Here is a 16,477-nt window from a genome sequence, read left to right as displayed (position 1 = left end):
TCCCGGATGTTCTACAGCTTCCACGTCTACCACGGTCGCAAGGGCGAGAAGAAGGGCCTGACCTGGCAGGACTACCGGGACCTGCTGATCCGCGCACACATTCAGCTCGGCGGCCCGATCGTGCTCGTGTGGGACAACCTCCGTGCCCACCTGATGCCGCCGATGCAGGAGTTCGTCCAGGCGAGCAAGGACTGGCTGACCGTCTTCCAGCTCCCGTCGTACGCACCCGACCTCAATCCGCAGGAGGGCATCTGGTCGCTGGTCAAGCGCACCATCGGCAACCTTGCCGCCGCCGACCTCGACCAGCTTGCCCGGGCCGTCAGGCGCAGCCTGAAGAAGATCCAGTACCGCCCCCACCTGATCGACGGATGCCTTGCCACCACCGGCCTGATCATGGACGGCTGATCACCCTCAGGCCGACATCACGCATTCAAATTCAGTACTTCACGTGAACGAAGCCACCGTGGTACGCGACGAGGTTCGCCGCTACGTCGTGGACCATCTCGGCACTGGTGACGGTGTTCTGATCGTGGACGAGAGAGGCTTCCTCAAGAAGGGTCGTGGTTCGGCAGGCGTCCAGCGGCAGTACACCGGCACCGCCGGGCGGATCGAGAACAGGCCAGGTGCGCGTCTTCCTCGCTTACGCCTCCAGCAGGGGACGGGCGCTGATCGGTCGCCGGCTCTACCTGCCCGAACACACCTGGAGCCGGGACACCGAACGGCGCCGCCGGGCCGGCGTGCCCGAGGACGTCGTCTTCACGACCAAGCCCCGTCTCGCCCTGCAGATGATCGAGCAGGCGCTGGACGCCGGAGTGAGCACGTCGTGGGTGACCGGCGACGAGGCCTACGGCCACGACCCCGGCCTGCGGGCCGCGCTGGAAGTCCGCGAGGTGGGCTACGTGTTGGCGATCTCTTGCGCGACCAGGGTGCGGATCAATCAGGGTCGCACCGCGGTCCGCGCGGACGAGGTCGCCGGTCGCCTGCCCGCTTCGGCCTGGCACCGGCAGAGTGCCGGCCCCGGGGCAAAGGGGCCCCGCTACTACGACTGGGCCTGGGTGCACATCGGCACCGATGAGCACCGCCACCTGCTGGTTCGCGGCAATCCCACCACTGACGAGCTCGCCTTCTGCCTGTGCTGGGCGCCCCGAATCGTGCCGCTGTCGGAGCTCGTACGCGTCGCCGGCACCCGCTGGTGCATCGAAGAGTGCTTCCAGGCGGCCAAGTGCCAGGTCGGCCTGGACCACTACCAGGTCCGCAACTGGACCGCCTGGCACCGGCACGTCACCCTGGCCATGCTCGCCCTCGCGTTCCTCGCCGTGGCAGCCGACGTCGCGAGGCCGACCTGGCGCGCGGATCCGAACCGTCCCACCCGAAGCGGAGAGCCGGTCGACCTGAGCATCCCGGAGATCCGCCGCTTGATCGGCGCGCTGTTCAGCCCACCGGTCACGTCCCTGAACGCGCTCCTGCACTGGTCGAACTGGCGCACAAGCCACCAAGCTTCGGCACGTCGCAGCCACTACCGGCGGCGACTCTCCGTCCCCTCAGGCACGTAGATCGCGAAGTCGCACTGGAGTACTAGCGCGGCTTACTCGGGGTCTCGCTCCGGGCCGCTCCTGCCCTGCGCCCAACCCCCGTGCTGCCCCCCGGCCCCCAGGGGAGGGTGCCCGGGGCTCGCGCCGCGTCCGGACCACCGGGCGTTCCAGGTGGTGCCGGGCGGCCATGCGGCGGGCCGGTCGGCGGCGGCGGTGCAGGGGCCGGTGCTGGGGCTGAGGGCGGGACCGGTGGTGATCGACTTGTCGGCGCCGTGCGGTATGCAGAGCAGTCAGCAGTCAGCAGTCAGCAGCCGCACTGCAGACAGCGAAGGGGAGCGCCGTGAGCAGCCGCCCAACCGACCCGCCCGCACCCGATGCCCCGGACGGCCAGGCCGCCGTCCCCGCCTTACGCTTCGCCGACCAGCAGCCGGGCGTTGATCGTCGGGTTGCCCGCCTGCGAGAGCGGGAAGGCCGTGCCGATCTCCTCGCCGTGCCCCGGCACGTCGATCCGGACGGACAGTGCCTTGTCGAGGATCTCGTCCTGGGACATCCGGAAGTCGAGGTTGATGATGCCGTTCTTCTTGCACGTCTCACAGCCCTGCGGGTTGTTCGGCTGGAAGAAGAACCGTGCCGCGATCGGCTCGCCGTCGGCGAGCAGGGTCACGCTGAACGACCCCGGGATGTTCAGCCGGTCGATCCCCTTGACCCGCACCGAGACCGGGTCGGAGCTCCGGAACGCGAAGGTGCGGGCGGCGTCGATGCTGCCGGAGAGGTTCTCCATGTCGCCCTTCGCGTGGCTGATGAGTTCCAGGCGGTCGTACGTGACGTCGGTGACGATGGTCTGCTGGGCGACCTGGAGGAAGGGCTTCAGCTCGGTGAACACGGAGGGGGCGGGTTGCAGCCAGGTGTCGTCCTGCCCTGCCAGCGTGGTGCGGAACCCGGCCAGCGTCGTCGCGTTGGTGTTCGTCTGCCAGCTCAGCCAGAGCCGGTCGATGTTGCAGTGGAAGAACCAGAACACCGGGTCGAAGGCCGAGACGTTCTGGTCGTGCATCGTCGGCCCGATCGATCCGTGGCCGGCGTCGTGGGCCTGGATCGAGAAGTCCTGGTAGCCGTTGGTGTTGTACGCACCCCACAGCGACTGCGCCAGCGAGGTGGTGATTTCGCCGAGGACATTGAACCGTTGGACGCGCTCCGTGATGCCGGCGACCGAGTAGCGCTCGGTCGTGTACGGGAAGTACCCGTGAACGGGCGGGTGCGCGGTGGCGCCGGGGTCGGCCGGCAGGACGTACTTGTCGAACGGCGGGTGCTGCAGACGGTCCGGCAGCGGGGTCGAGATGTCCCAGTACGGGAGCGTCACGTCCTGGCAGCCCGGGACGGAGCGCAGCGCGTCCTCGAACTCGATCAGGTACTGGCGATGCCAGGGGTTGAAGCGGTTCTCGTGGTGCAGGCACCAGGCTCCCGGGAGGCCGTGCTGCCCGGCCAGCACGAAGTAGCCGTCCGCTGCCGTGGTTGCGCGGGCCATGACTCCCTCGAACGCCGTTGTCAGGAGGGCGAATTCGGCGTCGGTCAGGGTGGTGACGTCCTTGCGCAGCCGGGTCGGCGCCGCCCCGGACGGCGGCTCCGTGGCAGGGGGCGTTGCCGTACCGATCGGGAAGCCGTTGAGGATCCAGTTCTTGAACGTCTGCGAGCGGTTGGCGCTCCACTTGCCGGCCGTATCCGGGGGCATGTCCGCCGTGGGGGGAGCGGTGTGGGTGAAGATCGCCCCGGCGTTGTTCTTCACTCCGTCGTAGGTGCCGAGATCGATGCCCTTGGCGGCCATGTGTTCCACGTCCTCGGGCCGGAAGTAGTGGCGGATTTCCGCCAGGTAGGTCGGCGCCGCGACGACCGGATCGTCGGCGGGGTTGTTCTGGGGCGTGGTCATGTGTCCTCCGCGGGGCTCGGGGTGGGCATTTTGCTTGGATATCGAGCTTTTGCGGAGCGAGTATGCGGCACTGCAAAAGTTCTCTATACGATCGACACGGCCCGGCGGTCGGAGTTGCGGCGTGAGGGCGGCTGTTTCCTGCGAATTCCAACGAATGCTCAGGCGCGGCCGAGGGCCTTCCGGGTGGCGTAGGCGGCGGGACCGAGGGCGAGCAGCCGCTGGGCCAGGGTCCTGATCAACTCTATTCCGTCTGCCGTACGCAGTGAGCCTTTTCAGAGCGGCCACCGATCGGGTGACGGCGGTGCTGTCGGCGCGAGGGCATGACGAACGAGGCTCTCGGGCGGTTGAGAGAGATGTCTGAAGTCTCAACTGTTCCGCCGGAGAGCCCCGTTGGTCACCTATCCTGCCTCACTGGACCTGCCGCACGCCCTCGTCGAGTGGGTCACCATGCTCATCGTCACCCGGGAGGGTGACCGTCGATGCAAGCTTCGGCCCTCGCAGCGAGCCATCGTTGCGCTGGTCTATCTGCGCAAGCACGACACCCTCGCCCAGATCGCGGCCGGCTTCAGGATCAGCGTCGGCACCGCCCACGCCTACGTCCGTGCCGTCACCGACCTCCTTGCCCGCCCTGCGCCCGGCCTGACCCGGGCCCTGCGTGAAGCCGACCCCGAGTACGTCCTGGTCGACGGCACCCTCGCCGAGTGCGACCGTGTCGGCGACGGCCGCGCCGACTACTCGGGAAAGCACCGTCGCCACGGCGTGAACCACCAGGTCATCACAGGTCCCGACGGCGGACTCGTGTGGGTCTCGCGGGCGCTGCCGGGCCGCACTCATGACCTGACCGCCGCCCGGACCCACCGCATCGTGACGACCTGCGTCCGGCTCCGCATTCCCGCCCTGGCCGACCTCGCCTACACCGGCACCGGCGGGACGTTCGCCGTCCCGGCCAGGCGGAAGCCCGGCATGGAGCTCACCGCCGGTCAGAGATCGCTCAACCGGGCCCACGCCCGGTTCCGCTATCCCGTCGAACGAGGCGTGGCGACACTCAAGCGATGGCGGATCTTCCGCCATGCCCGCTGCAGCCCGAACTGGCTTACGTCAGCAGCCAAAGCCGTCCTCACCCTGGAGCCGCAACGCTGAAAGAGCTCATTGACCCGAAACGGTAAGGTTCCGCGCTCGTTGATCCGGGCGTGACGGATCTGGTGGGGGACGCGCGACGCCTGTCGCCGAAGGCTCAGGAAGCTCTGCGGATGCGGGCCGTTGCGGCGCTTCGGGCGGGCTGGGACCGGCGCGAGGTGGCCGAACTGCTCGGCGTCACTGTGGAGTCGGTGACCGACTGGTGGGCCGCCTGGCAGGCCGACGGCCGGGAGGCGCTGGTGTCCGAGACCCGCGGTCGGCGGGTGGGCGAGCACCAGGTGCTCGATCCGACCGGCAGCAGTGCGTCCGGCAGGCCCTGAGCAGCCCGTCTCGCGACGTACCGTCTCGTCTCGCCTCGCGGACCATGCTTCCCAAACAAGTCGATCACGTCAAGACGATACGTGGCGTCTCGCCAGACGCACCTATCCGTCGAGCGGCACCCCACCCTCCAGCCACGCCAGCCAGTCCGTGTTCCGGCCAGACGGCCCGCTGCGCCTGCACCCACCGGCTGAGCTGCTCACCCTCGTACACCGTGTCCGCCAGCAGCTGCGCCCAGTCGACCAGGCTTGCTGCCACGGCCGGGTGGCGGCGTAGGTGCGGTGCCAGGTGATCGGCCAACGCGGCGTCAGTTCGGTCTGATCTCCCCCACCGTCACCCACTGCATTGGATTCAGCTGCTCCGGGCTTACCCGCCGGCCCTTCCGTTGCCGTCTACGTGGGTGTTGGCGGCGCGGCGGCGGTATTCGGGGGCGGCTTCGGGCTGTCCGTCGGCGTCCAGGGTGTCGGCGGCCAGGAGATAGGCGCGGGCCAGGAGCGGTCCGTAGAAGTGGACCCAGCCGCCCGCTCCGGGCCGCCCGCATTTCCCTGATGAGCTGCGCGATCTGATCGTGCGGCTCGGCACCGAGAACCCCCGGTGGGGATTCCGGCGCGTGCACGGGGAGCTACGGCGGCTCGGCCACAAGGTCAGTGCGGCCACCGTCCGCCGCGTTCTGCGCGCCGCCGGCCTCGGCCCCGCACCGCGACGGCACACGGCGCACCGGGAGTGGGCCGCCTTCCTCAAGACCCAGGCCAGCGGTCTACTCGCTACCGACTTCTTCCACCTCGACACCATCACGCTGCAGCGGCTGTATGTCCTGTTCGTCATGGAGGTCCGCACCCGCACCGCCCACATCCTCGGCGTCACCGACCATCCGACCGCTGCCTGGGCCACTCAGCAAGTCCGCCATCTGTTGTGGCAGCTGGGCGAGCGCGCGGCCGGTTTCAGCCACCTGATCCGGGACCTGGACGCGAAGTCCACCGCCGCCTTCGACGCGGCCATCGACCCCACCGGGGACGAAGCCGGCTCGCACCGCTCGATGCCCCGAACGTCATCCCCATCCCGACAGCCCGGATCGAACGCCGACAAGCCGTCACGGGCCTCATCAACGAGTACCACCGAGCAAGCTGACCATTCGACGAAGCCCCAGATCACAACCGGTGAAGCCATTTCGAAGCACTACGGGGCGCGCTCTGCTGCTTGCAGGGGTCAGAAGATCAGCCCCTGACCGCCCAGCCGACGCGCGGGGCGGTCGCCCGGCTCTTCCTGTTTCATCACCTATCGTTCGCTATTAATTACATTAAGTGAGTGATGGGGTGTGTGCCCCACCACTGCCCCACGGCGGAAAGACGCCTCACGCCAAGCCAGAACATCTGGAGACATCGGTGATCAGACATCACACTTCCAAACAACTCCCCACCGGCGCGGGGATGGGACAAGGCCGAGCCCGCGCGCGCGTCGGCACTCGTCAGCAGTGGAGACGCGCAGGGGCCGTAGCGGGACTGTGTGTGGCGCTGTCCGGCACCGCAGCGGCCCCCGCGACCGCCACACCGGCCGGGGCCAAGCCGACCACCGTCCCGGCGCGGGCACGAGAGGCTGACCCGTCGTCCACCTTCGGCTTCACCGGCACCCCGCAGACCCTCACCGTCCCGGCGAACGCGGTCGTCACCATCACCGCCGACGGCGCCGGCGGCGCCGACAACACCGGCACCCCCTGCGGCTTCACCGGGACCGGGGGGACGGGGGCGCGCATCGTCACCACACTGCCGGTAACCACGGCCCCGACGACCTACACCGTCAACGTCGGCGGAACCGGGAGCGCCGGTTGCAATGCAAGCGGTGCCGGCGGATACAACGGCGGCGCCCCAGGTGGCACCTCGAGCCAGCCCACGGGGCAGTTCCGGCACGGTCCCGGAGGAGGCGGGGCGTCCAGCGTCAGCACCGGCAGCAGCCTCCTCGTCGTTGCCGGCGGCGGCGGCGCCAGCGGCGGTGCCCCGTTTGCCGGCACGATCGCGGGCGGGAACGGGGGCAACGGTGGCACACCGGACGCAACCGCCGGCGCCACCGGAGCATCCGACGGTGGTGGCTCGCCCGGATCCGGCGGGCAAGGCGGCAGCACCAGCACGACGACCGGCGGTGCAGGCGGAGCGGCTGCCGCCCCCACGGGAGGCTGCACGCCGGCCGCGGGGGACCCGGGAAGCGGCTTCACCGGTACCACGGTCGGGGCCGGCGGCTCCGGCGGCAACAACACCGGCGGCAACTGCGTGGCCGCCGGGGCCGGGGGAGGCGGCGGCGGAGGGTACTTCGGCGGCGGCGGGGGCGGCGCTGCCACTCCCGGTACCAGCGGTCTCGGCCGCGCGGGTGGTGGCGGTGGTGGCGGTGGCAGCAGTTTCGCCGCGCCGTCAGGCACCGGGACGACCTATGCGGCCTCGACGATCGGGACGGCGAACAACAACGGCCAGGTGATCATCTCCTATACGGTGGTCACCCCCACCCTGGCCATCACCAAGTCCCACACCGGAAAGTTCGTCCAGGGCCGGCAGGGTACCTACACCATCACCGTCGACAACAACGGGCCCGGCGCGACCGATGGCACCACCGTCACCGTCTACGACACCCTGCCCTCGGGACTGAGGGCGCGTGACATCAGCGGCCCTGGCTGGACCTGTACCCGCGACATCCTCACCTGCACCCGCAGCGACGTCCTGGCCGCCGGGAGCAGCTATCCGCCCATCACCCTGTACGTCACGGTCTCCTGCGACTGCGACGAACACCACCAGGTCACCAACCGGGCCACGGTGACGGGAGGCGGCGACCCCACCGCCCACACCGCCACCGACCCCACTACCGTCAAACGCGGCGAGCACTGCCATCACGACGACCACTGATGTCGCCGTCACCGTCGGCATTGCCGCCTCCACGCCGACGGCGTGACACCGTGGGGCCCGGCACCAACCGCGGGCCCCACCACACCATCTGCGGCGAGTGGCCGAGCGTAACGAGCAACCCGTGCCCTGCACTGGACACGCCCGGAGGGTCGGTGGTCAAGAGCGGCCGCGCTACTGGAACCGGAGGGCGTGTTCGCCTGTCAAGGGACAGTGGGATCTGGCTCTGGCGAGCGGATGCTGTTGGTGATCTTCATCGGTCTCACAGCAGCACCCAGATAGCTCGGTGGTCGAGAGTGTCTGTCCGCTGCGTCATGCTCGCACCGTGAACGAAGACACCTTCTGGCAGCTCATCGAAGACTGCAGGCCCGCAGGACCTGACTCTGAGGCCGAACTGCTCGCCGCCAACATCACTGAGCGCCTCGCCCGGTCCTCGTTGTCGCTGGTCACGGGCTTCGCGGAACAACTGTCCAGGGCGCTCTACCAACTGGACCGCAAGGAGTACGGACAAGTCCTGTCGGGGGACGCCTTCCTCTACACGCGCGCCGCGGTCGTCGCCGCCGGCCGAGCGGTATTCGACAGAGTGCTGCAGGACGCTTCCGCCTTCACCCCGTTCGTCATCGACCACATCTGGGCCGAGAGCCTGCTCTTCGCGCCGGACCGTGCGTATGAACGCATCACCGGCGAGGAGTGGGGCCGCGATACGCGCTACTCCTTCGAGTCGTACTCGAATGCCGAGGGCTGGGCTGGCTGAGAGCCGGATAGAGACGAATGCTGCCGGGATCTTCACCGAAGAGGGTGAGGATCCCGGCTTTTTCGGCCGTTGGCCATGTCTCCTGCTGTCCTGACCTGGAGGGTCTGGCTGTTCAATGGGGGCGGGCTGCGGTGGCGATGGGTTCCTGGTCCGGGCGGGAGATCCCGTCGTTGACCGTGCGGATGGCTCGGGCGGGCAATCCGCGGGGCACGGCGGCGATGTGGGTGCGGGATCACCTGGAGGGTCTGTTCACGGATGGGGAGTTCGAGGAGTGGTATCCCCCTGACGGGCGTCGTGGATTGTCGCCGGCTCGTCTGGCGCTGGTGTCGGTGCTGCAGTACTCGGAGAATCTCACCGACCGGCAGGCTGCCGAGGCTGTCAGGTGTCGTCTGGACTGGAAATTACTGTCTGGGGCTGGAGTTGGACGATGCGGGCTTCGATTTCTCGGTGCTGAGCGAGTTCCGTGACCGGATGGCCGAGGGCGATCGGGCAGACCGGCTTCTGGCGGTGATGGTCGAGCGTCTGGTGGAGGCTGGGCTGGTCAAGCGGCGCGGGAGGCAGCAGACCGATTCCACGCACGTCCTGGCGGCAGTGCGGCGCCTTGACCGGATCGAGCTCGTCGGGGAAACCCTGCGGGCGGCCCTGGAGGAGCTGGCCGCCGACGACGAGGAATGGGTGTCCGCCCTGGTCACAGACGAGTGGGCCCGACGTTACGGTCGGCCGGTTCGCTATGACCGGCTGCCCAGGGAGACCAAGGAGCGCGAGCAGTACGCGCTCAGGGTCGGCGAGGACGGCATGCGGCTGTTTCAGGCCCTCCTGTAGCGGTGGACGGATCCGCCCTGGATCGGGCCGGGTCGGATAAGGGCGACCTGGACCACGAGGTCGTAGAAGCGGCGGGGTCTGAGCCGGGGCAGGGCCGAGGCCTGCGCACGGGATTCGACCTGGAACAGCCCGACGCTGTCGGCGCGGCAGAGCATCGCGTACATGTCGGGGTCGTCCGGCGGGATGGTGGCCAAGTCGAGGCGCCGGCCGTGGTGTTGGGCGATCAGGTCGCAGGCGTCGTGGAGGGCGGAGAGCATGCCGAGCCCGAGCAGGTCGATCTTGACCAGTCCGGCTTCGGCGCAGCCCTCTTTGTCCCACTGGAGGACGGAGCGGCCGGGCATGGCGGCCCATTCGGTGGGGCAGGTCTCGCTGATGGGTTCGCGGGTGAGGACCATGCCGCCGGAGTGGATGCCGAGGTGGCGGGGCAGGCCGCGCAGTTGGGCGGCGAGGTCGCGCACGTCGGCGGGGACGGGGGCGTCGGGGGGCGGCATGTCGCGCCAGCCGGTCTCCTGGCTGAAGCGGTCGAGGTCGCCGGGGGCGTAGCCGAGGGCGCGGGCGGCGTCGCGGATGGCCATGCGGGGCTGGTAGGTGATGATGTTGGCGACCTGGGCGGCGTGGTCGCGGCCGTAGCGCTCGTAGACGTACTGGATGGCCTCCTCGCGGCGGCGGTGCTCGATGTCGAGGTCGATGTCGGGTGGCCCGTCCCGCTCGGGTGACAGGAAGCGTTCGAAGAGCAGGCCGTAGTGAATGGGGTCGACGCTGGTGATGCCGAGGGCGTAGCAGACGGCGGAGTTGGCGGCCGAGCCGCGGCCCTGGCACCAGATGTCCTGGCGGCGGCAGAAGTCGACGATGTCGTGGACGATGAGGAAGTAGCCGTCATGCCGAGCTGGTCGATCACCTGTAGCTCGTAAGCGATCTGATCGTGTGCTTTGGTGTTGGAGGGGGCGAAACGCGTGTCGGCGCCGCGCAGGGAGAGGGCGCAGCCAGGTGGTCTCGGTGTGGCCGTCGGGGACGGTGAAGCCGGGAAGTTGCGGGGAGAGGTCGCGGAAGTCGAAGGCGCAGGCGCGGCCGAGGTCGACCGTGTTCTGTTGAACGCCCGGCCACGGGGCGAGGCGGTGGGCCATCTCGGCCGGGGAGCGCAGGTGCGCGGTGCCGGCCGCGGCGAGGTAGGGCTCGGCTTCGGCCAGGGAGCGGGACTGGCGCAGCGCGGCGACGGTCTGGGCCAGGCGGGCCTGGGCCGGGGAGGCGTGGTGGGCGGCGGTGGTGGCCACGGTGAGTCCGGTGCGACGGGCGAGGGCGGCGAGGGCGGTGTTGCGGTCGTCGTCGCCGGGCAGGTGGTGGTCGGTCAGCTCCACGTACACGTTCTCGCAGCCGAAGCGCTCGGCCAGGGCGCGCAGCTCGCGCTCGGCGCCGACCGGTCCTTCGGTCTCCAGGGCACGGCGTACGGCGCCTTTACGGCAGCCGGTCAGGATGGCCCACTGGTTGTTGTGGGTGTCGGCGCGGCGGTCGGTGTCGTAGCGGGGGCGGCGTTTGCCCTGGCCGGCGAGGTGGGCGTCGCCGATGGTCTTGGCGAGGCGGCGGTAGCCCTCGGGGCTGCGGGCGAGGACGAGCAGGTGCTCGCCATCCTGGTCCGGGACGCCGGTGGGGGCGGTGGTGGCCTCCCGGGTCAGCTCGGCACCGAACACGGTGCGCAGGCCTGCGGAGCGGGCTGCGGTGGCGAGCGCGGGGGCGGCGTAGAGGCCGTCGTGTTCGGTGACGGCGATGGTCTCGACCCCGCGGCGGGCCGCTTCGGCGACCAGGTCCGCGGGGTCGCCGGCGCCGTCGAGGAAGCTGTAGGAGGAGTGGACGTGCAGCTCGGCCCACGCCTGCCCGGCAGCGGCCGCCGGCTTGGGAGGGACCGCGTCCTTCGCGGCGGATGTCTTGGCAGGGAACGGCACCACGGTGCGGTCGCCGTCGGCCGCGGGCGTGCCGCCGAGGCGGCGGTGCAGCTCGCTCCAGGGGGTGTGGGGGTGGCCGGTGAAGCCCATAACGATGGCGTTCCGTGCTTGGTGTCCGATGGGTGGCTTACCGGGTGCTGGTCACGTGTCGTAGTCGCCTTCGACGTGCCAGCGCCCGGCGGTGACGGCCAGCAGTAAAGCCCGGCCGTCGTGGGTGACGACCTGCATCCGTGCGGTGCGCCGCGCCTGTTCGGGGTTCCACCAGCGTTCCTGCTCAGGCCAGGGCCCGGCCCAGGCGGCCACCTCCGGGCTGTCGCCGGGCAGCACGAGGCGCGCCGGGGCGCCGCTGACCTCCGCGCGGACGGTGACCTGGATGTCGTGGCCGTCGGCGTCCAGCAGTCGCACCGGCCGGGGTGTGTCGGGCACGTGGGTGGGGGACGGCGCGGGCAGCTGTCCGGGCCAGGGGCCGTCCGCGCGGCGGTCCTGGTGGGCATCGCCCCAGGGGGTGCGGACCTCGCGGTCACCGGGGGCCCGGCCGCCGGTGAGTTCGGCGGTGGCCGGTGCCATGTGACCGAGGATCGCCTGCACGCGGGCTACCGCGCGCTCGGCCCGCGCGGTGGCTTCCTGGTCGCCGTCTTCCAGGGAGAGCTGGCGGCCCGGGTCGCGCACCAGGCCGTCGGGCAGCAGGCGCAGGGCCACCACCCCGCCCGCCCGCTCGTCGAACACGGGGCGCTGCTGCCAGGCCTGCAGCTTCCAGCGGACCCGCTCGGCCACCGCCCCCACCGACAGCATGCCCTCGTGTCGCCACGCCCGGGAGGCGGTGGTGCCGTCGGCGCACTCCACCTCGACCTCCACCCGCTCGCACGCCAGCCCCGCCCCGCCAGGCCCGCATGCAGCCGCTCCGCCAGGCCGCGGGCAGCGAACACCAGCGGCTGCGCCAGCGTGTACGGCTGCTCGAACCGCTCCTCCACCGCCAGGTCCGTGCCCGGCGGCCGCGCCACGACCGGCCGCGCCTCAAGGCCACGTGCCAGCCGGTGCGCCACCACCCCACCGACGCCGAAGCGGTCCGCGACGCTGCCGGGCGGCAGCACCGCGAACTGCCCGAGCGTCACGATCCCCAACCGCAGCAGCAGGCCCGCCAGCCGGCCGTCGCCGAGCTCGGCCACCGGGTGCGCGGCCAGGAACCGGGCGCTCTCACCGGGACGATCCGCGCGGCCAGCTGCGCGGCGAACAGCCCGTCCGCGACACCGACCCGGCACGGGTGACCGACCGCCTCGACCGCATCCACGATCCGCTCGGCCAGAACGTCCCCACCGCCATGGAAACGCGCCGCGCCCGCCGCCGCGCCCGCCAGCAGCCCCGGACGCACAACCTCCAGGTGCGCTGCCAACGCGCCGACCGCATCGGCGACCGGCTCGAACGCCGTCGCCTCGGCGTCGGTGTCACGCTCGAACACCTCCAGTCCCTCCACCAGGGCCTGCGCCGAGCGCGCCTTCTGCCCGCCGCACTCCCGCCGTCCGGGCCCCCTCGGTCGCCGCCACGATCCGGCCGCGTTCGACGACCGCCGCCAGCCGCTGCGGCTCCGGCTCGCCACCGAGCACTGCGACCACCGGCCAGTCGGGTACCCACCCGACCAGCACCCTCACGGCCCGGCATCTCAGACCACCACCAGCGAACCGCGCCCAGCGGTCACCGGCTGCACCGGCGCCTCGGACACCACGGCCGGCGCCTCGGCCGTACGGACCGCGCCCTGCTCGTCCGGCAGCAACAACCCGACACGGCACTCACGCGCCGCCGCACCACGACCGCCGGCCACCACGACCATCCGCCGCGCCCGCAGCCGACCCCGCCCCGCCCCCAGCCCGCTCCACACCCGCGACTCCACCCGCAGCCGCACCCGCGCCCCCGGCCACTCACCCGCGACCACCACCGCGCACCCGCTGCGCCGCGCCACCGTGGCCAGCCGCTCGCGCAACGGACCGGACGGCGCCGCGCCGCGCAGCAGCAGGACGCCGACGCCGTCGGCCAGTGCCAGGGCCACCTCCGTCTGCGCCGTCACGGCGTAAGGCACGCGAGCGGCGGACGCGCTCACCGTGGCCAGGCGCGGAATGCTCTGCCGGTCGAGGTAGTCCTGGAAGGTTGTTGGTCACGGTCGGCGTCGCAGCGACGTCGTGGGTCGGCACCTCGATCGCGCGGCCGGTGACGGGGGTGCTCGGGGAGACGTCGATGTCGGTCGCGGCACTCTGCGCAATCGCGCCCACCACTCTCCCGGGCCCCCCCGTCTCTGTTCCCGGGCGGCACCGCAGTATGCGAACACGCAGACGGGGCAGGCCGAATGCGGGGGTCACGCAGGGTCACATGAGGCGCAGGGAACGCCCAGCACCGCTCAGCTCGCAGGGTGCGGTCGCTGCCCAGGCACCTTGCCGCCGCCAAGCGGAAAGCGGAAGCTGGAACTGAGCACAGACACTTCGGGCCGTGCCCCGCCGGGCAGCACGTGATCTCTTCCGAGCTCCCACGGCTGTCCAGGCATGGTGGAGATGCTCCTTCACTCGTGCCGGAGTCTGGGACCCAAGCGGGGGCGAACGGCCCCATCTCGGACGATCGAGGGAGGAAACCATGGCAACGGAAGCACCCGTACGACCCGATCGGGAGGCCGCCGAGCAGCTCACGGTCGCCCCGGAGGGTGGAGTCGTCGACAGAAAGCTAGTCGACGCGGTGCGCGTCGTCGAACCGATGCCGCTCGGCCTGCGCGCGGGTGGCGCTGGCGGCGCGGACAAGTTCGTCGACAACGGTGGAACGGTCCTTCAGGTCACACAGCTGTTCCTCATCTACTGGGGGACCGCCTGGACGGCCACCCCTGCGCCCATCCCGACTTCCGCCCAGATCACCGCTGCGTGTCAGACCATGACAGTCGGCCCCTACATGGCGGGGTTGGCCCAGTACCGCGGGATCGGACGCGGCTTCGTCCGCGGATCGACCGTGATCACGTCGTCCAACCCGCCGAACAACTTCACGGACGTTCAGGTCTCGAACTTCATCGACGCACAGATCACTGCGGGCACGGTGCCGGCCACGGATGTCGACAACCAAACGCTCTACTGCGTGATGATGCCGACCGGCGTCAATGCCAGTAACAGCAACTTCATCGGAGAGCACACGTATTACATCCGGTCAGGCCAGCGGATTCACTTCGCCTGGATCACCAACTCGGGCAGCCTGTCCCGAATCACTACGATCATCAGCCACGAGCTGGTCGAGTCTGCGACCGACCCCGAGGGGAGCGCGTTCCTCGGTGTCGCAGGAACGTGCAGCCAGGGAGGCTGGTGCGAGATCGGCGACGTCTGCTCGGCGACGTCCACGCTCGACGGGGTGTCCGTGCAGTCGTACTGGTCGAACCAGGCCGGTCAATGCCTCGTCCCCGGGTGGCCGACGCGGAGCTATCCGCGTGTCGGCGTCCAGTGGACCGGCACCGTCGCCGCACGTTCCTCCCAACGCTGGTTCACGTTCAACTGGCCCGAATGGGAACGGGTCGAGTGGCGGATGCTGCCCATTGCGCCCCGTCCGGGAGCTCCACAGCTCCATTGGAAGGTGGCGATCGAGCGCCCCTCCGGGAACTACCTCACCTACTGGATCACGGTCACCAACCTGACCGACCAGAGCGTGGACTTCGAAGGGCGCTACTGCGTACTGGGCCGGACGTGAGCCGTCCGCCGGCCCGGCTCCCCCACATCTCGACAAGGAGGACGTTGTGATCACTGGAGTGCAATTCCGCGGCACGCTAAACCCCAACGAGACCCAGCGATGGTTCACCTTCAACTGGTCTGCACCGCAACACGTCTTGTGGGAGGTGGTGCCCGACAGCGCTCGCGCCGGCGCCGCGCAGATCGACTGGGACCTGGCGATCGAGCGAGCCGACGATTCCCATGTCACCTACTGGATCACCATCAGGAATCTGACCGGTTCTTCGGTGCAGTTCGAGGCCCGCTACGCGATAGTCGCCTGAGGAGGAGTGCGCCATGCGATTGATCATCGAGCTCCCTGACGAACTCTTCGCTACTGTCGCCCCGATGTCGGATTCGCTCGGCAAGGAAGGCCGTGCAGTCGCCGTCGCAATGTCTGGGAACGGCGACTTGTCCGCTGGTGCTGCGCCGGATCTCGCGGAGGACGGTCTGTCCGCCTTTTCCGGTGGGAGCCGAAAGACGCTGGACCCGCGCGAGATCGGCTACGGCGGTGTGATCGCGGCATCCGGTGATGTCAAGCCGCCCCAGGACGGCGGATCGGGGCCAGGCTGAGGGCCCCTGAGGGACTGCGGTGCCCGGTTGGCCGCAGCACGGCCGGTGGCGCAGGTGAGGCGCGGTCAGCTGGCCGTTTCGGCGGGGCGTTCGCGGACGACGTCGGCGGGCGCCCCGTGCTCCAGGGTGGTCGCGATGATGGGCACGGCGTCGTCGTACTCGCGCCAGCCGTCGCCGTCGTTGTCGTCCTGGGGCACGGTCCACCACTGCCCGCCCCAGATCTCGGCCGACAGGTCCGCCACGGCCGCCTGGCGGCCTGCCAGGGCGACGGGTCCGACGCCGGTGACGACCAGGGCGACGGGCGGGTATCCGGCGCGGGTGTGACCGGGCCAGGTACGGCACCACCAATGCACCGTGCGCTCCGCCGGCTCCCGGTCGTCGAGGGCCGGGTCGGTGCTCTTCACCTTCGTGCGGAACAGCTCGCGGTACCGGGGGAACTTCGCGGCGACGTCGGCCGGCGCCATGGTGGAACGGTCGACCTCGACCATCAACACCGGCACCCCGATCTCCGGGGCCTGCCACACACCGTCTGGACGCACCTTGCGCCTGCACCCGGCAGCAAGAACTCGGTCTCGGGTCGACCAGGAGCACACCGTGCCCACCCCGCCCGCGGCCCCGGACGCGCTGCCGCCGAGGACGAACGCGGCGATCGTCTCGTTGACCGCCATCGCATGCTGGGCGCCGGAGCGACCCGCGCCCCGGGCCGCCCATCTCCGACCGGACCATCCCAAGCACGGCGGCGGCCGCGTCCAACCCGGCCGCGCCCTCCAGCCGCCACGTCTTGTGCCGGTCCCCGGTGTTGCCGTCCGAGGCGACCAGGCCGTGCAACGCGAGATCGCCGAGCGCCTGCCGGACCGCCTTGTTCGACGCCGCCCCGGGCGC

General features: G+C 70.5%; 17 protein-coding genes and 1 pseudogene. 12 read left to right on the top strand and 6 right to left on the bottom strand.

The features are described from left to right. Both ABTY56_RS30760 and ABTY56_RS30755 read left to right on the top strand, forming a co-directional pair. On the top strand, positions 1 to 405 hold a 405-nt coding region (locus ABTY56_RS30760), incomplete at its 5' end, for a transposase (protein WP_350632622.1). A gap of 43 nt (positions 406 to 448) precedes the next feature. Continuing rightward, positions 449 to 1,553: pseudogene (locus ABTY56_RS30755) on the top strand (IS701 family transposase). A gap of 385 nt (positions 1,554 to 1,938) precedes the next feature. Here the strand turns inward: ABTY56_RS30755 and ABTY56_RS30750 are convergent. Beyond that, positions 1,939 to 3,453, bottom strand: a complete 1,515-nt coding sequence (locus ABTY56_RS30750; protein ID WP_350632620.1) for a tyrosinase family protein — start codon at positions 3,451 to 3,453, stop codon at positions 1,939 to 1,941. A gap of 390 nt (positions 3,454 to 3,843) precedes the next feature. Here ABTY56_RS30750 and ABTY56_RS30745 point away from each other — a divergent pair, with 390 nt between their 5' ends. The 7 genes from ABTY56_RS30745 to ABTY56_RS30715 all read left to right on the top strand — a co-directional run bounded on the left by ABTY56_RS30745 (position 3,844) and on the right by ABTY56_RS30715 (position 9,366). After that, on the top strand, positions 3,844 to 4,593 hold the full coding sequence (locus tag ABTY56_RS30745; RefSeq protein WP_350632619.1) for a transposase family protein: 750 nt from the start codon (positions 3,844 to 3,846) through the stop codon (positions 4,591 to 4,593). 50 nt (positions 4,594 to 4,643) lie between these two features. Further along, positions 4,644 to 4,910 carry a helix-turn-helix domain-containing protein gene (locus ABTY56_RS30740; RefSeq protein WP_502893217.1) on the top strand — a complete coding sequence of 89 codons (267 nt, stop codon included), beginning with the start codon at positions 4,644 to 4,646 and terminating at the stop codon, positions 4,908 to 4,910. Positions 4,911 to 5,476: 566 nt separating this feature from the next. Continuing rightward, positions 5,477 to 6,133, top strand: a complete 657-nt coding sequence (locus ABTY56_RS30735; RefSeq protein ID WP_350632617.1) for an IS3 family transposase — start codon at positions 5,477 to 5,479, stop codon at positions 6,131 to 6,133. A 280-nt stretch (positions 6,134 to 6,413) separates the two neighbouring features. Continuing rightward, positions 6,414 to 7,793: a hypothetical protein gene (locus ABTY56_RS30730; protein WP_350632616.1), complete on the top strand. Its 1,380-nt coding sequence runs from the start codon at positions 6,414 to 6,416 to the stop codon at positions 7,791 to 7,793. 322 nt (positions 7,794 to 8,115) lie between these two features. Then, positions 8,116 to 8,544: a DUF4240 domain-containing protein gene (locus ABTY56_RS30725; RefSeq protein ID WP_350632615.1), complete on the top strand. Its 429-nt coding sequence runs from the start codon at positions 8,116 to 8,118 to the stop codon at positions 8,542 to 8,544. A gap of 17 nt (positions 8,545 to 8,561) precedes the next feature. Next, a complete protein-coding gene (locus ABTY56_RS30720; protein ID WP_350632614.1) occupies positions 8,562 to 9,011 on the top strand; it encodes a transposase in 450 nt (149 codons plus the stop codon). Beyond that, on the top strand, positions 8,965 to 9,366 hold the full coding sequence (locus tag ABTY56_RS30715; protein ID WP_350632624.1) for a hypothetical protein: 402 nt from the start codon (positions 8,965 to 8,967) through the stop codon (positions 9,364 to 9,366). The genes ABTY56_RS30720 and ABTY56_RS30715 overlap by 47 nt, the downstream gene beginning before the upstream one ends. Here the strand turns inward: ABTY56_RS30715 and ABTY56_RS30710 are convergent. From ABTY56_RS30710 to ABTY56_RS30695, 4 genes are all read right to left on the bottom strand, one after another. Beyond that, a complete protein-coding gene (locus tag ABTY56_RS30710) occupies positions 9,351 to 11,393 on the bottom strand; it encodes a PHP domain-containing protein (protein ID WP_350632613.1) in 2,043 nt (680 codons plus the stop codon). The two genes, ABTY56_RS30715 and ABTY56_RS30710, sit on opposite strands and share 16 nt — an antisense overlap. A 51-nt stretch (positions 11,394 to 11,444) precedes the next feature. After that, the gene (locus tag ABTY56_RS30705) at positions 11,445 to 12,146 is read right to left on the bottom strand and encodes a hypothetical protein (protein WP_350632612.1); all 702 of its coding nucleotides are present in this window, start codon (positions 12,144 to 12,146) and stop codon (positions 11,445 to 11,447) included. A 265-nt stretch (positions 12,147 to 12,411) separates the two neighbouring features. Next, positions 12,412 to 12,759, bottom strand: a complete 348-nt coding sequence (locus ABTY56_RS30700; RefSeq protein WP_350632611.1) for a hypothetical protein — start codon at positions 12,757 to 12,759, stop codon at positions 12,412 to 12,414. Between the two features lie 201 nt (positions 12,760 to 12,960). Beyond that, positions 12,961 to 13,374, bottom strand: a complete 414-nt coding sequence (locus tag ABTY56_RS30695; protein ID WP_502893216.1) for an ImuA'/RecA-like NTPase — start codon at positions 13,372 to 13,374, stop codon at positions 12,961 to 12,963. A gap of 545 nt (positions 13,375 to 13,919) precedes the next feature. Here ABTY56_RS30695 and ABTY56_RS30690 point away from each other — a divergent pair. From ABTY56_RS30690 to ABTY56_RS30680, 3 genes are read left to right on the top strand one after another with little or no spacing between them, the layout of a single operon-like run. Next, positions 13,920 to 15,005 carry a hypothetical protein gene (locus tag ABTY56_RS30690; protein ID WP_350632609.1) on the top strand — a complete coding sequence of 362 codons (1,086 nt, stop codon included), beginning with the start codon at positions 13,920 to 13,922 and terminating at the stop codon, positions 15,003 to 15,005. Positions 15,006 to 15,051: 46 nt separating this feature from the next. Further along, a complete protein-coding gene (locus ABTY56_RS30685; RefSeq protein ID WP_350632608.1) occupies positions 15,052 to 15,306 on the top strand; it encodes a hypothetical protein in 255 nt (84 codons plus the stop codon). Between the two features lie 13 nt (positions 15,307 to 15,319). Further along, the gene (locus tag ABTY56_RS30680) at positions 15,320 to 15,595 is read left to right on the top strand and encodes a hypothetical protein (RefSeq protein WP_350632607.1); all 276 of its coding nucleotides are present in this window, start codon (positions 15,320 to 15,322) and stop codon (positions 15,593 to 15,595) included. Between the two features lie 65 nt (positions 15,596 to 15,660). Here ABTY56_RS30680 and ABTY56_RS30675 read toward each other — a convergent pair whose 3' ends face one another. After that, complete coding sequence (locus ABTY56_RS30675; protein WP_350632606.1) at positions 15,661 to 16,326, bottom strand: replication-relaxation family protein; 666 nt, start codon at positions 16,324 to 16,326, stop codon at positions 15,661 to 15,663. Positions 16,327 to 16,477 lie beyond the last annotated feature (151 nt).

It is taken from the genome of Kitasatospora sp. NPDC097691 (genome assembly GCF_040302665.1).
Lineage (GTDB): Bacteria > Actinomycetota > Actinomycetes > Streptomycetales > Streptomycetaceae > Kitasatospora.
Note: the sequence above shows the minus strand (reverse complement) of the source record. Positions and strands in the feature narration are given on the sequence as shown.